This window comes from Parasphingorhabdus flavimaris, assembly GCF_013371215.1.
Lineage (GTDB): Bacteria > Pseudomonadota > Alphaproteobacteria > Sphingomonadales > Sphingomonadaceae > Parasphingorhabdus > Parasphingorhabdus flavimaris.
In genome coordinates, this window is sequence record NZ_JABWMH010000004.1 from 195950 (window position 1) to 211198 (window position 15249).

General features: G+C 60.2%; 13 protein-coding genes. 9 read left to right on the plus strand and 4 right to left on the minus strand.

All coding sequences use genetic code 11. The annotated features are described in order from the left end of the window. Window positions 1–65: 65 nt before the first annotated feature. Complete coding sequence (locus tag HUO14_RS13730; RefSeq protein ID WP_176280402.1) at window positions 66–824, minus strand: YciC family protein; 759 nt, start codon at window positions 822–824, stop codon at window positions 66–68. A gap of 113 nt (window positions 825–937) precedes the next feature. Between HUO14_RS13730 and HUO14_RS13735 the strand changes: the two genes are divergently transcribed. The 8 genes from HUO14_RS13735 (at window position 938) to HUO14_RS13770 (ending at window position 9595) form a co-directional block, all read left to right on the plus strand. Then, entirely contained in the window at window positions 938–1612 is a 675-nt protein-coding gene (locus tag HUO14_RS13735; protein ID WP_176280403.1) for a hypothetical protein, read from the plus strand. After that, window positions 1609–2889 carry a DUF4350 domain-containing protein gene (locus HUO14_RS13740; RefSeq protein WP_176280404.1) on the plus strand — a complete coding sequence of 427 codons (1281 nt, stop codon included), beginning with the start codon at window positions 1609–1611 and terminating at the stop codon, window positions 2887–2889. Before HUO14_RS13735 ends, HUO14_RS13740 begins: the two co-directional genes overlap by 4 nt. Next, window positions 2886–3842 (plus strand): AAA family ATPase, encoded by a 957-nt coding sequence (locus HUO14_RS13745; RefSeq protein ID WP_176280405.1) that lies wholly within the window; start codon window positions 2886–2888, stop codon window positions 3840–3842. The genes HUO14_RS13740 and HUO14_RS13745 overlap by 4 nt, the downstream gene beginning before the upstream one ends. Next, a complete protein-coding gene (locus tag HUO14_RS13750; RefSeq protein ID WP_246255654.1) occupies window positions 3839–5161 on the plus strand; it encodes a DUF58 domain-containing protein in 1323 nt (440 codons plus the stop codon). The genes HUO14_RS13745 and HUO14_RS13750 overlap by 4 nt, the downstream gene beginning before the upstream one ends. After that, window positions 5158–6180, plus strand: a complete 1023-nt coding sequence (locus tag HUO14_RS13755) for a stage II sporulation protein M (protein WP_343046109.1) — start codon at window positions 5158–5160, stop codon at window positions 6178–6180. The genes HUO14_RS13750 and HUO14_RS13755 overlap by 4 nt, the downstream gene beginning before the upstream one ends. After that, complete coding sequence (locus tag HUO14_RS13760) at window positions 6177–7121, plus strand: RDD family protein (protein WP_176280406.1); 945 nt, start codon at window positions 6177–6179, stop codon at window positions 7119–7121. Before HUO14_RS13755 ends, HUO14_RS13760 begins: the two co-directional genes overlap by 4 nt. 120 nt (window positions 7122–7241) lie before the next feature. Next, entirely contained in the window at window positions 7242–8438 is a 1197-nt protein-coding gene (locus HUO14_RS13765) for an acyl-CoA dehydrogenase family protein (protein WP_176280407.1), read from the plus strand. Window positions 8439–8461: 23 nt separating this feature from the next. Next, window positions 8462–9595 (plus strand): acyl-CoA dehydrogenase family protein, encoded by a 1134-nt coding sequence (locus HUO14_RS13770; protein ID WP_176280408.1) that lies wholly within the window; start codon window positions 8462–8464, stop codon window positions 9593–9595. Between the two features lie 81 nt (window positions 9596–9676). Here HUO14_RS13770 and HUO14_RS13775 read toward each other — a convergent pair whose 3' ends face one another. Further along, the gene (locus HUO14_RS13775; protein ID WP_176280409.1) at window positions 9677–10417 is read right to left on the minus strand and encodes an SDR family NAD(P)-dependent oxidoreductase; all 741 of its coding nucleotides are present in this window, start codon (window positions 10415–10417) and stop codon (window positions 9677–9679) included. Between the two features lie 90 nt (window positions 10418–10507). Here HUO14_RS13775 and HUO14_RS13780 point away from each other — a divergent pair, with 90 nt between their 5' ends. Further along, complete coding sequence (locus tag HUO14_RS13780) at window positions 10508–11278, plus strand: SDR family NAD(P)-dependent oxidoreductase (protein ID WP_176280410.1); 771 nt, start codon at window positions 10508–10510, stop codon at window positions 11276–11278. A gap of 47 nt (window positions 11279–11325) precedes the next feature. Here HUO14_RS13780 and HUO14_RS13785 read toward each other — a convergent pair whose 3' ends face one another. Together HUO14_RS13785 and HUO14_RS13790 are read right to left on the minus strand one after the other, a co-directional pair. Then, on the minus strand, window positions 11326–13191 hold the full coding sequence (locus tag HUO14_RS13785; protein ID WP_176280411.1) for a hydantoinase B/oxoprolinase family protein: 1866 nt from the start codon (window positions 13189–13191) through the stop codon (window positions 11326–11328). Window position 13192: 1 nt separating this feature from the next. Further along, a complete protein-coding gene (locus HUO14_RS13790) occupies window positions 13193–15247 on the minus strand; it encodes a hydantoinase/oxoprolinase family protein (protein ID WP_176280412.1) in 2055 nt (684 codons plus the stop codon). Between the last annotated feature and the right edge of the window lie 2 nt (window positions 15248–15249).

Sequence of the window (15249 nt, forward strand, 5' to 3'; positions counted from 1 at the left end):
CTTATAGGCAATTGCGCCGTTCATGCCAATAAATCTATTGGCCGGTGCGGTTGCGTCGTTCGGAGTCAGGCAAACACATTTGCCAATGCATCCGTATTCCCGCCTTCTTTGACTATGCGAAGATCAACATAGACCGCGGCAATACCGGTCCCCTGTATGGCGCCGGTCAGAGTGTTGATGATCAGGCCGATGATCGTCACCCCGACGGTGCCGGCAAAGGCAAAGGGCATCATGAAAAGGCCCAGAACCGACGCGATAACCATATAGACTACGAACAAAAGCAGAATCCAGCGCTTCGATCCCTTGGTCAATTCCGCGCTGCGCTTCAGGGAATCAATGATTCCCTTGTCTTCGGCCATCATCACCGGGGAAGAAACAATCCACATCAGCGCCAGTATCAGGCCCGGAATGACGAGCAAGACAAGGCCGAGCATGATGCCCAATGTCATCAATATGCCTAGCCCGATCAATGGCAATATCTTGCCAAGGGCCTGGGTCACGCACTCGCCAAGATTTACTGCCTGTCCGTTGAGGTCCTTGACCGTGGCGATGATGAACGTGGCTTGCAGTAAAATCGACAATATGACGAACAGCAGCCACCCTCCAAATGCAGTTCCTATCATCGAGGGGGAGCTGAACATCGCCGTCATCGCGTCCGCGTCGACGCCTACCGCCGAAGCGCCGGTTGCCATCTGGATAAGCGCCTGTGGCAGAGCGACCATCAGGAAGGACAGGCCAAGAAAGATCAACGGGTTGCGCTTGATCACGCCAAATGTGTTGTTGAGTACCCGCCCAATATCCAAGTGCTGCGCTGTATCTGCCATCTTGATCCCCCTCTTCATGACGCGCGGACAAGTTGTCACAAATCATATCGGACGTAAAGCAGAACAGGAGCGCGATCTTCGCTCTTGCTCGATCATTGCGATTCTGCGACACTTTGGCGGTGGTAAAAGCAGCGCAAAGCAACAGTGATGGCGTCAGCGCTTCTTTTGACAGTGCCTGGGATGACGTGCGCGAAGATGCGGCGATCCAGTTCTCGCCCATACCGGTCCCGGAGGCTCCGGAATCGCCGCAATGGTGGCGGGATTTTCTCGACTGGCTCGGCGAAACGCTCCAGCCTGTGTTCGAAATTATTGCCGATGGCTGGCCAATCTTGCGGATAATATTGCTGCTCATGCTTGCCGCCGGCGTGCTGACCCTGATCTGGGTCATATTGGCGCCCTATGTCGAACAGTGGCGCGGCCGGGAACGTCCGGCGAAAGATGACTGGCAACCCCAGCCGGCCGAAGCCCGCGAATTGCTCGCGCAAGCCGAGGCGCTGGCCGCCAGGGGACAATATGGGCAAGCGGTTCGCCTGCTGCTCCACAACAGCATCGAGGATATCGAAAAACGCAGACCGAATTTGCTGCGACCGTCGAGCACATCGCGCGAGATCGAGCGGTTCGACAGTCTGCCTGAAGCCGCGCGGGCGATGTTTGCGGTGATCGCCGGTCAGGTCGAGCGCGGCATATTTGCAGCCCTTCCGATCGACGAGAATGGCTGGCGGTTATCGCGGGATGCCTATGCCGGCTTTGCGCTCAAGGAAAGCTGGCGGAAGGCCGGGAAGGGATGAGCGTCCAGGCAAACCCCTTCCGGCGGACGACGATCATGATCATGTTCGCGGTCGGCTTTTCGGCCTTCATCGTGCTGCTCTACGGACTGGGCGCGGCCGACCCGCTGGCTTCGGGTGAAAACGGCGAGGCGCACGGTGCTTCGAACAGCATTGTCGGTTACAAGGCGCTGGCCAATCTGCTCGAAAGGACCGGTGTGCCGGTGCAATATTCGCGCTCCGAGGCGGGTATGGACAAGGGCGGATTGCTGATCCTGACGCCGGGGCCGTTCACGCCCGCCGAAGAAATCGATGCGGTGGTCCAGCAGCGCGCCTATGTCGGACCGACCATGATCATCCTGCCCAAATGGCAGACCGGTACCAGCGCGGACTTGCGTAAAGGCTGGGTCCATCTTGGCGAACCGTGGAGCGGCGATCCGGGCACGGAAATGCTGAAGGATCTGGTCGAGGTCGATATAACCGTTGGCGACAAGTCGCTGGCCGGGCGCAATCTGGTCTCCGCTGTGGGTGGGAGAGTGAAGGCGCCCGAAACGCCGGTCACGATCAAGGGGAATGATGTCCGCTCGATCGTGCGCGGTCCCGACGCCAAGGGCGCGCTGATTGCCTATATTGACGATGGCGGCGTCTATGCGCAGCTCGACAGTCTCGATGAATCACAAATCACGGACGAGGAAGAGTTTGACGAATCCTTTTATCCGGTGGTGATCGTCGCCGATGCCGACCTGCTCAACAATGGCGGCATGGCCGATAAGCCGACCGCGCGTCACGCTCTGGCGTTGATCGGGGCGGTTTCGAGCGCCAGCAACGAGGAGGTGACCTTCGACCTTACGTTCAACGGCCTGGGGAGCGCGGAAAACTTGCTGACCCTGGCCTTTGCGCCGCCGTTCCTGTCGGCGACCATCTGCCTGATCACCGCCGCACTGGCGGCGGCGTGGATGGCGTTCAACCGCTTTGGACCGCCGGTCCTGGAGAAGCGCAGCATAATTTTCGGCAAATCCGCTTTGGTGAACAACAGCGCTGCCTTCATCAGCCGGATGGAGCGCGGATATCTGGTAACCGATCCCTATGCCGAGATGATACGGACGCAAGCCGCCGAGGCGGTCGGGATCGGGCCGCAAGCGTCCGAACAGGAAATTCACCACAGACTGGATGCGCTGGGGGAGAGCGACGGCAACCGTTTCTCGGCCCTGTTCCACCAACTCGTTCGCGCGCGCAAGCCGCAGGAAATAGCCGACGGGGCCGCGGCCCTCCACGCCTGGAAAAAGGAAATTATCGGATGAACATCGACGAACTCAAGAGTCTGGCGGACAATATCCGTGGTCAGATTGCCAAGGCGATTATCGGGCAGGAGGAGATTGTCGATCATCTGTTGATCGCGCTTTTCTCTTCGGGCCATGTGTTGCTCGAAGGGCCGCCGGGGACGGCCAAGACCTTTCTGGCGCAATGTTTCTCGGCCACGCTTGGTCTTGATTTCGGGCGCATCCAGTTCACCCCCGATCTGATGCCGGGCGATATCATCGGCTCCAATCTGTTCAACTTCCAGACCAGCAGTTTCACCCTGACCCGCGGACCGGTTTTCTGTGACCTGCTGCTTGCCGACGAAATCAACCGGACGCCGCCGAAGACGCAGGCGGCGATGCTCGAGGCGATGCAGGAACGTTCGGTGACGATCGACGGCGAGACACACGCGCTGGGTTCGCGCTTCATGGTGGTCGCCACCCAGAACCCGATCGAGCAGCAGGGCGTCTACCCGCTGCCCGAAGCCCAGCTCGACCGCTTTCTGTTCAAGCTGCTGGTCGAATATCCCGATGCCGAGGAAGAGAAGCGGATCGTTACCCAATATGGCGAGCGGGTCGGCGCGCCGGTGCCGAAGGACTTTGGCATTGAAACGCAGGCGGACGCCGCGCTGCTCAATGCGGCGACAGAGAAAGTGAAATCGGTGAAGCTGGTCGAGGATGTCGTGGACTATGTTGTCCGGCTGATCCGGGCGACCCGCGAAACCGCCGATCTGGAAAATGGCGCCAGTCCGCGCGCCGCGATCATGCTGGCCAATGCCGCGCGGGCACGGGCCGCTATTTCCGGTCGTGACTATGTCATTCCCGACGACGTCAAAGCGCTCGCGCCCTCGGTACTTCGCCACCGGACCATGTTGTCCCCCGCAGCCGAGATCGAAGGCCGGCAGGTCGACAGCATCATCAGCGGGCTGGTCGAGCGGACGGAAGCGCCTCGTTGAATTTCTACCCGACCGGGCGGGCCATCTGGCTCATCGCGCTTGGTGCGCCGATTGCCGCAGTGTTGGCGGCGATCATGCCGGCGCTGTGGGCAATTGGTGCCGGATGGGCGGCGATGCTTTTGCTGCTGCTCATTCTTGACGGCCTCGTCGCCGCCAAGGCAAACGAGGTGCGGTTGACGGTGTCGAGCAGCGCCGAGATTGGCGAGCCGCTGCTTCTGGGACTGGCGGCGGGTTTCTCCGGCAAGATAGGACCACGGAAACTGTCCGGTAATCTGGGCCTGGACGAACGGCTGGCGGAAGACGGAACGGTTGCTTTCTCGCTGAACCGCAGCGTTCTGGACGATCAGGCTTTTACCGGCCAGGCCACCACCATTCCCGTCCGACGGGGAACCGGAGATATCGGCCGGCTGTGGCTGCGATGGACCGGGCCGCTCGGGCTGGCCTGGCGACAGATCCAGAAGCAGAGCAGCCAGTGCGTCGCGGTGATGCCCAATGTATCGGCGGTCCGCAGCCCGACCCTGCAGATGTTCATGCGCGATTCCGTCTTCGGACTGCTCGCTCGCAAGATCCGTGGCGAAGGCAGCGAATTTGAAGCCCTGTCCGAATATCAGCCGGGCATGGACCGGCGCAGCATCGACTGGAAAGGATCGGCCCGGCACAGCAAGTTGCTGGCCAAGGAATATGACACCGAACGCAACAACCAGATTGTTTTCGCGCTGGATTGCGGTGCGGCGATGTGCGAGCCGGTTGACGGTCTGCCGCGCATCGACCGGGCGGTATCGGCGGCGCTGCTGACGGCCTATATCGCGCTCAAGGCCGGCGACCGGACCAGCCTGTTCAGCTTTGCCGCCAAGCCGGAATTGTCGACCCCCTTTCTCTCCGGCAGCCGCAATTTCTTCCGGTTGCAGCAGGAAGCGGCAACCATCGATTATCGTCATCAGGAGAGCAACTACACATTGGCGCTGTCGAGCCTGCAGAACCGGCTCCAGCGGCGTTCGCTGATCGTCATCTTCACCGACTTCACCGATCCGACCGCAGCCGATCTGATGCTCGAGGCGGCGGGCCGGCTGATCGACAAGCATCTGGTGCTCTTCGTCGTCCTCGAGGATCGCGAGCTGACCTCTATTATCGACAAGCCGCCCGAAAGCGCCGAGGATGTCGCCCGGGCAGTGACCGCACGCAATCTGCTCGACCAGAAGAAACTGGTGCTGACCCGGCTGCGCCACATGGGCATTGATGTGATCGAAGGCGCCCATCAGGAAATCGGAACGCGGCTGATCAACTCCTATCTCAAGATAAAAAGGCGGGGCGCCCTGTGAGTACAGAACAGGCATTGAGCGCAGCGGTTCTGCGCAGCGACCGGTTCCGGCTGGAGCGGGAGGCAGACTGGATCCGGCTGGAGGATATTGTCAGCAAGATGGAGAAGGGCAAGAATGGCCGGTTGTCCGACGAGGATGTGCTGGCGCTTCCGACTCTGTACCGAACTCTGTTGTCCAGCCTCTCGATCGCCCGGGAAAATTCGCTCGATGCCGGTCTGATCGACTATCTCGAGGGACTTTCGCTGCGATCCTATTTTCTGGTCTATGGCACCCAGAGCAGTTTTGGTCGCTGGTTTGCCGGTTTTTTCGGCGGCGGCTGGAGCCGTGCGGTCCGGGCGATCCAGCTCGATATCTGGATTGCGTTGTCGGTGATGATTGCCGGTGCGGTGATTGGCTATATCCTGGTCGCGGGGGATAGCGACTGGTTCTATGCGCTGGTGCCGGGGGGCTTTTCCGAAGTGCGGGTTCCCGGCGCTACCGAAGAGGCGTTGCGCGGGACGCTTTTCGGCACCGAAGATTCAGACGGACTCGGCGTGTTTGCGGCATTTCTGTTCAGCAATAATGCGCAGGTCGCAATCCTGGCCTTCGCGCTCGGCTTTGCCTTTGCCATCCCCAGCATATTGCTGCTGATCCACAATATGGCGTTGCTCGGCGCGATGCTCTGGGTGTTTGCGCAACGCGGTCTGACGGTTGATTTTATCGGCTGGCTGTCGATTCACGGCACGACCGAATTGTTCGCGATCCTGCTGGCAGGGGCGGCTGGCATCCATGTCGGCCGTTCGATGGCCTTCCCTGGCGCGCGGTCGCACCTCAAGGCAGCCAGCGATGCCGGCAAGCGAGCGGCGCTGGTGATGGCGGGCGTCATCATCATGCTGGTTTGCGCCGGATTGCTCGAGGGTTTTGCCCGCCAGCTGATCGACAATAGCGCTGGCCGTTTCGGCGTCGGCGGCGGGATGCTGTTGCTGTGGCTGGTCTATTTCATCGGCTTTGGCCGCGAACGACGGAGGCCCGGCGCATGAGCAGCAGCAGAGCCGTCAATCCCTGGATACGTCGTTCCGCCGATCCGACGCTCGACCGCATCATGGTCACCCCGGAAGGCGTGCCGCTCAATGTCACGATCGCCAGCGCCGGTGCAAGAGCAGGGGCGTTGTTGCTGGATCTGGTCTTCATCCAGATCATCTCGACTGTGATCGCGCTTCTATGTCTGACACTGGCCTTTTTTTTCGTGGCCGGCGGGGCCGATTTTCTTGATATGGATGGCCCGCTGGGGTTTGTCGGGATTTTCTATTTCATCGCCAATTTTCTGTTGCTCAACGGCTATTTCATATATTTTGAACTGGGGGACAGGTCGGCCACCTGGGGCAAACGGCTGGTCGGTATTCGGGTGGCCAGCCGGGATGGAAGCCGTCTCACTGCGGAGGCGATCATCGCCCGGAATATCGTGCGTTCGGTCGAACTTTTCCTGCCGCTGACCTTTCTGGGTTCGGCCGGAGCAGGCGGGATGTCGGTTGATCTGACCACCTGGGCCGGCTTTCTTTGGGTGTTGATGTTTCTTCTCTTTCCCTTGTTCAACAAGGACCGGTTGCGTGGTGGCGACGTGATCGCCGGGACGTGGGTAATCCAGAATGTGAAAAAGAATCTCGGCGATATTGTCGCGCCTTCGGCAGCACGGATTTCAGCGGACGGCAGTCCTGTGGCCGCGCGCTATCACTTTTCCGACGCGGAATTGTCGGTCTATGGCGAATATGAATTGCAGACCCTGGAAAATGTCCTGCGCAGCGATCAGGAGGAAGCGCTGGAGAAGGTCGCGACTTCTATCTGTCAGAAAATCGGATGGGAACCGGGCAGCGGCGACGAGCGCGCTTTTCTCGAGGCTTATTATACCGCGTTGCGGGCCCGCTTGGAGCGGAGCATGAAATTCGGCAAGCGGCGCAAGGACAAATTTGCCCCGCACGAGTAAACCGGCCCGATGGCAGCGATCCGGCGGTGCCGTAGCGTCACCTTAATCGGCTGGTTAATTGCTTGTTTTCGGCGGGTTTCGCCCTATAGTCCAGCCAAATTCTGACCAAGGAGCATTCCCATGAATCTGGAATTCACAGAAGAAGAAAAAGCCTTTCGCGCAGAAGTGCGTGAATTTATTGAGAATAATTATCCCGAGAATATCGGCACACGCGGGGTTCAGGATGACCTGAGTCCCGAGGATATGCTCGCCTGGCACAAGATTCTTGGCAAAAAGGGCTGGTCTACGCCGGCCTGGCCCAAGGAATATGGCGGCACCGACTGGACCCCGACCCAGCGCTATATCTGGTCGGAAGAAAATGCGCGGAAAAACACCGTGATGCCGTTGCCTTTCGGCGTCGCGATGGTTGCGCCGGTGATTTACACATTCGGCAATGAAGAGCAGAAAGCGCAGCATTTGCCGGGCATCAGATCGGGTGAAGTATGGTGGTGTCAGGGCTATTCCGAGCCCGGCGCCGGTTCCGATCTGGCTTCGCTGAAAACCACCGCCGTGCGCGATGGCGATGATTATATCCTCAACGGCCAGAAGACCTGGACGACGCTGGCGCAACATGCCGACTGGGGTTTCTTCCTCTGTCGCACCGATCAAGATGCGCCGAAGCCGCAAATGGGCATCAGCTTCATTCTCGTCGACATGAAGACCCCCGGCATCGAAGTGCGCCCGATCAAGCTGATCGACGGTGGCTATGAAGTCAACGAAGTGTGGCTGACCGATGTACGCGTTCCGGCGACCAATTTGATTGGTGAAGAGAACAAGGGCTGGACCTACGCCAAATTCCTGCTCGCGCACGAACGCTCCGGTATCGCGGGTGTCGCGCGGTCGAAGCGTGGTGTCGAACAGCTCAAGGAAATTGCTGCAGCCGAAATGCTGGATGGCAAGCCTCTGCTCGAGGATATGGGTTTTGCCCAGAAAATCAGCCAGCTGGAAATCGATCTCTCGGCGCTGGAAATCACCGAGCTGCGGACGCTGGCCGGTGAACAGGCGGGCAAGGGGCCGGGACCGGAAAGTTCCCTGCTGAAGGTCAAGGGTACGGAAATCCAGCAGCGGCTGACCGAGCTGACGCTGGAAGCGGTCGGCCATTATGGCGCGCCCGATTTCCGCAGCTTCCCGGATGACGGTTCGAACGACTTCCCGATTGGTCCGGACTATGCCCATCACGCGGCACCGACCTATTTCAACATGCGCAAGACGTCGATCTACGGCGGGTCCAACGAGATCCAGCGCAACATCATCACCAAAATGATCCTCGGCCTTTAACGGACCGATACAGGAGATATAGAATGGATTTCGATTTTACCGACGAACAGAATATGGTGCGCGACGGCATTTCGCGTCTGATCCGCGAGCAATATGACTTTGATACGCGCCGCAAGGTCGTTGCGAGCGAATCCGGCTGGCGTCCCGAGCTCTGGGCGCAACTGGCCGAACTCGGCATGCTTGCGGCACCCTTTTCGGAAGAAGATGGCGGTTTTGGCGGTGCGACCGAAGCGATGATCATCATGGAAGAATTCGGCAAGGGCCTAGCGGTCGAGCCGTTCATTCCATCAGTGGTCTGCGCCGGCGGTGCCCTGAAACATGGCGGCAATGATGCGCAGCGCGAAGAATATATCGGCGGCATTATTTCCGGCGAGATGGTCTTTGCCTTTGCTTATGCCGAACCACGCGGGCGTTATGATCTGGCGAATCTGGAAACCACGGCCAAGGCCGATGGCGGCGACTATGTCATCAACGGCCACAAGGCGGTTGTGATCGGCGCACCCTGGGCAACCCATCTGGTCGTAACCGCGCGCACTTCGGGCGGACAGACCGACAAGGACGGCGTATCCGTATTCATCGTCGACAAGGCGGCACAGGGCGTGAGCACCCGCGATTATGCGACGGTTGACGGCCGCCGCGCTTCGGAAGTCTATTTCGAAAATGTCAAAGTTTCCGGCGACGCGCTGATCGGCGACGCGGGCAACGGCTTGCCGCTGATCGAGAAGGTCGTCGACGAAGCGACCGCAGCGGTCTGCGCGGAAGCGGTTGGCGCGATGAAGGTGACCAACGAAACCACGCTCGATTATTCGCGCCAGCGCAAGCAGTTCGGCACGCCGATCGGATCGTTCCAGGTGCTGCAGCACCGGATGGCGGATATGCTGATGGAATATGAGCAGTCGGTATCGATGTGCTATCTGGCGACGATCAAGCTTGATGAAGACGATGCAACCCGCAAGAAGAATGTCTCCGCGGCCAAGGTCCGGATCGGACAGGCCGGACGTTTCATCGGCCAGTCGGCAATCCAGACCCATGGCGGCATGGGCATGACCGACGAACTGGCGGTGGGCAGCTATTTCAAGCGCCTGTCGATCATCGAAGGCGAATTCGGCAGCGTCGACCATCATATGCGGCGGCATATTGCTTTGACGGCAGCCTGATAGTCGAACCCAACCCAATTAAAAAGGGGGGCGAACCAAGCCGGTTCCGCCCCCTTTTTTTGTCCAGCGCTTTCACGCAAATTATAGCAGCAAACCGCCGTCGGCGATAATCGTCTGGCCGACGATATAGCCAGCCAGCGGTGAGGCGAGGAACAGGGCGAGGCCCGCCATGTCATCCGGATCGCCGATTCTGCCGACCGGGATCGACTTGACGGTTGCTTCCCGGCGCTGGGGATTGTCGGTGGTGACCTTGGTCATCTTGGTCGCGATCAGTCCGGGCGCAATGCCGTTGACGCGGATGCCGTCCGGAGCCCAGGCCTTGCCCAGAGTCCGCGTCAAACCGGCAGCACCGGCCTTGGAGGCATTATAGCCGGGGTTGCCGACCGTCGCGTGGAAGGCCGCGGTGGAACTGATGATGATCAGCGAGCCTTTGGCCTGTTTCAGCAGATCGTGAAACTCTCCTGCGCAGGTCATCAGGCTGTTGAGGTTGACCTGGACGACCCTGGCGAAATTCTCCGGTTCGAATTCTGCGCGCTTGTACATCACCATGCCCTGGGAGCAGACGAGTATGTCCAGCCTGTCGAACTTCTGGCGGAGCGCAATGATAGCGCTATCGTCGGCGGCATCGAGCTGGTGGTAGGTCAGACCCACAAGGTCGGAGCCTTCAGCCGCATCATAGTCGGTCTCGCTGGCCCGCGTTCCGGTTACATGGACATCTGCGCCCTGGTTGCGAAAGGCGTGCGCGGTGGCATTGCCGATGCCGCTGGATCCGCCGATGATGCAGACGGTCTGGCCATTATAGTCGAGCGATGGATCGATCATTTTTTTCTGTCTCCTGTATGATTGACTATTGGCCGAGCATTTGCCGATCGTCTAGACCCTGTTGCATCATCAGGCCGGAGCAATGACATTATGGATATTCCCTTTTCCCTCGAAGGACGCACCGCGCTGATTGCCGGTGCCTCGTCCGGCTTTGGTGCGCGGTTCGCGATTCTTTTTGCGGCGGCGGGTGCCAATGTGGTGCTCGGTGCCCGGCGAACCGACCGGACAGATGCGCTGGCCCAGCAGATTGTCGATGCCGGCGGCAGGGCGCTGGCGGTGCCGCTGGACGTTACCGACGAAGCGTCGGTCGTCGCGGCTTATGATGCAGCGGAGGCGGCTTTTGGAACGGTCGATACGATCATCGCCAATGCCGGAGTGGCAGCACCCGGGCGAGCAACCGAGGTCGCAGCAGATCGGCTGCAGACGTTGCTCGATACCAATTTCAAGGGGGTCTATCTGGTGGCGCGCGAGGGTGCCAAACGCCTGATTGCTTCCGGTAGCCGAGAAAAGGGCAATGGCCGGATCGTGATTGTCGGATCGATCACCTCGCGGCAAACCGGCGACGGCGACAGCGCCTATGCGGCCAGCAAGGCCGGCATAACCCATCTTGGCCGCAATTTTGCGCGCGAATGGATACGGCAGGGGATCAATGTGAATATCATCCACCCCGGCTATATCGCTACCGAAATCCAGGGCGACTGGTACCAGACCGCTGGCGGCGAAGCGCAGATTGCCGGATTCCATCGCCGCCGCTTGCAGGATATCGAATCACTCGATCCGATGATGCTCTATCTCTCGTCCGATGCCTCGCAGATGGTAACCGGATCGGATATGGTCGTCGACGACGGCCAATCGCTCTGACCCGCAGACCGGGCTAAAGCTCTGGTCACGCGATTCAATCCGACGGTCTAGGCAGCGACGCTCCCGGGCTGAACCGGCGCCGGCAGTCCGGTTTCCGCCAGACAATTGGCGCGGAGCGTTTCGATATCCGGGCCAAAGTTGAACGGTCCGTCGGTCTCGACGATATTTTCCGCCATTTCCGCGCGCAGGCTTTCAGTGGACGGACCATCGACGCTGCCATCGCTGGCAATCACCACGCCATAATCGCGGGCGCCTTTGGCGGTGACCAGGCCCTGCCTGATTTCCAGCGCAACCAGTTCAGGGTCGCGCTCGAGCGGGTTGCCCCAGCCGCCCCCGCCCCAGGTGATGAAGTGAAGCAGATCGCCTTCGCGCACCTCGATGCCGTCCTGCTTGTTGCCGACCACCTCTTTTGATCCATCCGCGCGCTCGAGTATTTTGGTCGCCCGGTCACCCGGCTGGCCTCCGTTGACGCCCCAGGGATAGGTGAACCAGCGATCGTCGTGGATCGCCACCGTTCCGGGTTCGAGGAAGCGGTAGGTCATGTGGATGCCGTTGCCGCCGCGAAACAGGCCTGCGCCACCGCTGTCCGGCTTGGCTTCATAGCGTTCGATTCTGAGCGGGAAATATTTCTCGAGAAATTCGTTCGGCACATTGGTGAAGCCGGGCCACAGCGAGTGACCATCCGGGCCATCGCCAAAGGGTCGGCCGGGAATGCCGCCAAAGCCGATCTGGAAGAGCTGGAACCATTCACCCGACTTGTCGAAACCGGAATACATCAGATGCGGGCTGGAGGAGAATCCGGCGCCGTTGAGGAATTCCGGCTGGCGCTGGCCGAGAAGACCGCCCAATATGTCGAAAATCCGGCCCAGCGCATGGGTGCGTCCGGCGAGCGCGGCCGGATATTTCGGCTTGAGCAGCGAGCCTTCCGGAATGCGCACGTCGACCAGATCATAGAAGCCGTCGTTGAACAATATCTGCGGATCAAAGACCATGATCATGTAGATGCCGAAGAACATCTTGAACATATTCTCGTTGAGGAAGAAGTTGATCGAGCTCGGCGCCTGCGGGTCGGTGCCCTCGAAATCGAGGATCACCTTGCCGTCCTCGCGCCACATCTTGCAGCTGATCTTGTAGGGGCCGAAACCGACGCCGTCGTCGCAGATATAGTCGCTGAAGCTGACCGGTTCCTCGCCGATGCTGGTCTCGATCAGATGTTTCATGGCGCGGTGGTTGCGTGCCAGCAGCAGATCGGTGGCGCCGGCAAATTCATCCTCGCCAAAGCGCGCACACATTTCATCGACCCGGCGGGCCGCCACCCGGCAGGAAGCAATCAGCGCGTTGAGATCGGCGGCGCACCAGTCCGGCTTGCGGCTCTGGTGCAGGACGACCTTCACCATCTCCTCGTTATAGACGCCCTTTTGATAGATTTTCACCGGCGGTATGCGGACACCTTCCTCGAACACGCTCTTGCTGTCGATCGGAATCGAGCCGGCGACCTTGCCGCCGATATCGGACTGGTGACCGAACATGGCGGTCCAGGCGACAAGCCGCCCACCGCGATAGACCGGCAGCAACACCAGCCAGTCATTATTATGGCTGACCGCGCCGTCGCAACTGTACGGATCGCTGAGGAAGATCATGTCGCCTTCCTCGATCGTGCCGGGATAGGAGCGCAGGAAGCCGTCGATGAAGCTGCCGAACTGGCCGACCACCATCTTGCCGGCGCGGTCGGCGATCAGGGGAAAGGCGTCGCCCTGTTCCCTGATGCCCGGCGACATGGCGGTGCGCACGAGGGTTGCGTCCATCTCGATCCGAGCGTTGCGCAAGGCATTTTCCATGATGTCGAGCGTGACCGGGTCGACCTCGACCTTGTTGAAGGGAGCATTGTTGGTTTCGATAATCTGTGCGGGCATATCAGGCTCCTTCCACCAGGTTGATGATCAGATTGCCATGGTCGTCGACCAGCGCTTCGCAGCCGCTGTGCACGAGCGTGGTGCTATCCATTTCGGTGACGATGGCGGGCCCCGATATGCTGTTGCCGGCCTTCAGCAGCGCGCGGTCGTAAATCACCGCATCTTGCATCTTGCCGTCCATATAGAGCTGGTGATCGCGGGTTTTTGCAGCCGACGGGTCGGCATCCCCCTTTTCGATCACTGGTGGCGCAACGTCGGCGGACTTGCCGAGCGCGACCGCGCGAACATTGACGATCTCGTGTGGTGTCTCGTCCAGATTGAAGGTGAACAAGCGCTCATGCTCGGTATCGAAGCGGGTGATCAGGCTGGCGATGGAAAGACCTGCGGGTTCCACCGACAGCGGAATTTCGAAGGCCTGGCCGGCGTAGCGGATATCGATTTCATAGAGCAATTCGATATCGCCGGGCGCGACATCCTCGGCCTCCAGTTCCTGTTTGACCTGCGCGCCGAGGCTGTCGAGATAGGCGGTGAGCTCTTCGTCGCTGGTGTTCTGCACCATCTTGTTGAAGCTGCGCTGGGTTTCGACCCGTTGCCGTGTGGTCGCGTCGCCATAGGCGCAGAGCACACCGGGTGAAGGCGGGATGATCACCGGCCAGCTGTTCATCAGCTTGCCCATCGCATTGGCGTGCAGCGGTCCGGCACCGCCAAATCCCATCAGAGCAAAGTCGCGCGGGTCATAGCCCTGCTGGACCGAGACCAGCCGCAGCGCGCCAAACATATTTTCATTCACGATGTCGATGATACCGGCGGCGGCGTCCATCAGGTCGATGCCCAGCGCGTCGGAAATCGTCTGCACCGATTTTTTGGCCCCTTCGCGATCCAGGGTGAAGCTGCCTCCCAGCAGGGACTCCGGCAAATAGCCGAGCACGACATTGGCGTCGGTCACCGTCGGCAATTCGCCACCCTTGCCATAAGCCACCGGCCCGGGCACCGCGCCGGCGCTTTCAGGGCCGACCCGCAGCGCCTTGGTCAGCTCGGGCACGAAGGCGATCGAGCCGCCACCCGCGCCGACGGTTTTGACGTCGATGGAAGAAGCGCGGACATTCAGGTCACCGACCGAGGTCTCCCGTTGCAACCGCGCGGCACCGTTTTCGATCAGCGCCACATCGGTCGACGTGCCGCCCATGTCGAGCGTGAGAATATTTTTCACGCCCGCGCTTTTCGCCACCCAGACGGCCCCGGCGACACCGCCGGCCGGTCCCGACATCAGCAGGTTGACCGGCGCTTCGGCGCTTTTTTCCGCCGACATCAATCCGCCATCGGAGCGCAGCAGATTGAGCTTTGCCTTGCTACCCCAATCCTTCAGCTCCCGTTCCAGATTGCCGACATAGCGCGCGACCGCCGGGCGTACGGCGCTATTGGCGATGGTGGTGAGGGCGCGTTCATATTCCTGCATCTCCGGCAGGATGTCGGAGGAGATGGAAATCGGAATATCGGGAAAGACTTCGGCGCAAATGGCGGCGACCGCCTTTTCGTGCCGACCGTCCACATAGCTGTTCATCAGACAGATGGTCAGCGCCTCGATTTCTTCCGATGCTTTCAGCCGTTCCAGCCGGGCTCGCATTTCCGCCTCGTCCAGCTCGCGAACGGTCTTGCCTTCGGCATCCATCCGTTCCGGCGCCTCGATCGTGCGTTCGAGCGCTGCCATGGGTTCGGGTTTCGGCCAGATGATCCAGGCGGCGAGGCCACCGGGTACCAGACTGCGGGCAATCTGCATCAAATGGCGATAGCCGTCGGTGACGACCAGCCCGACTTTGGCGATCTTCTTTTCCAGCACTGCGTTGGTCGCGACGGTGGTGCCGTGCAGAAACAGGTCGATATCGGCGGGTGCAATATTCTGGCGTTCGCAAAGGCCCCTTGCGCCATTAATAACCGCCTGGGAGGGGTCGCTTGGGGTTGAGGGCACCTTGTCGCGGAACGTCCGGCCGGTCGCTTCGTCAATCAGCAGCAGGTCGGTAAAAGTTCCACCGACGTCGACACCCAATCGATACCCCATAT

What these genes read in the sequence shown, in the direction of transcription:
- HUO14_RS13730 (WP_176280402.1), bottom strand. Translation starts at nt 824, where the DNA reads ATGGCAGATACAGCGCAGCACTTGGATATTGGGCGGGTACTCAACAAC.
- HUO14_RS13740 (WP_176280404.1), top strand. Translation starts at nt 1,609, where the DNA reads ATGAGCGTCCAGGCAAACCCCTTCCGGCGGACGACGATCATGATCATG.
- HUO14_RS13745 (WP_176280405.1), top strand. Translation starts at nt 2,886, where the DNA reads ATGAACATCGACGAACTCAAGAGTCTGGCGGACAATATCCGTGGTCAG.
- HUO14_RS13760 (WP_176280406.1), top strand. Translation starts at nt 6,177, where the DNA reads ATGAGCAGCAGCAGAGCCGTCAATCCCTGGATACGTCGTTCCGCCGAT.
- HUO14_RS13765 (WP_176280407.1), top strand. Translation starts at nt 7,242, where the DNA reads ATGAATCTGGAATTCACAGAAGAAGAAAAAGCCTTTCGCGCAGAAGTG.
- HUO14_RS13770 (WP_176280408.1), top strand. Translation starts at nt 8,462, where the DNA reads ATGGATTTCGATTTTACCGACGAACAGAATATGGTGCGCGACGGCATT.
- HUO14_RS13775 (WP_176280409.1), bottom strand. Translation starts at nt 10,417, where the DNA reads ATGATCGATCCATCGCTCGACTATAATGGCCAGACCGTCTGCATCATC.
- HUO14_RS13780 (WP_176280410.1), top strand. Translation starts at nt 10,508, where the DNA reads ATGGATATTCCCTTTTCCCTCGAAGGACGCACCGCGCTGATTGCCGGT.
- HUO14_RS13785 (WP_176280411.1), bottom strand. Translation starts at nt 13,191, where the DNA reads ATGCCCGCACAGATTATCGAAACCAACAATGCTCCCTTCAACAAGGTC.
- HUO14_RS13790 (WP_176280412.1), bottom strand. Translation starts at nt 15,247, where the DNA reads ATGGGGTATCGATTGGGTGTCGACGTCGGTGGAACTTTTACCGACCTG.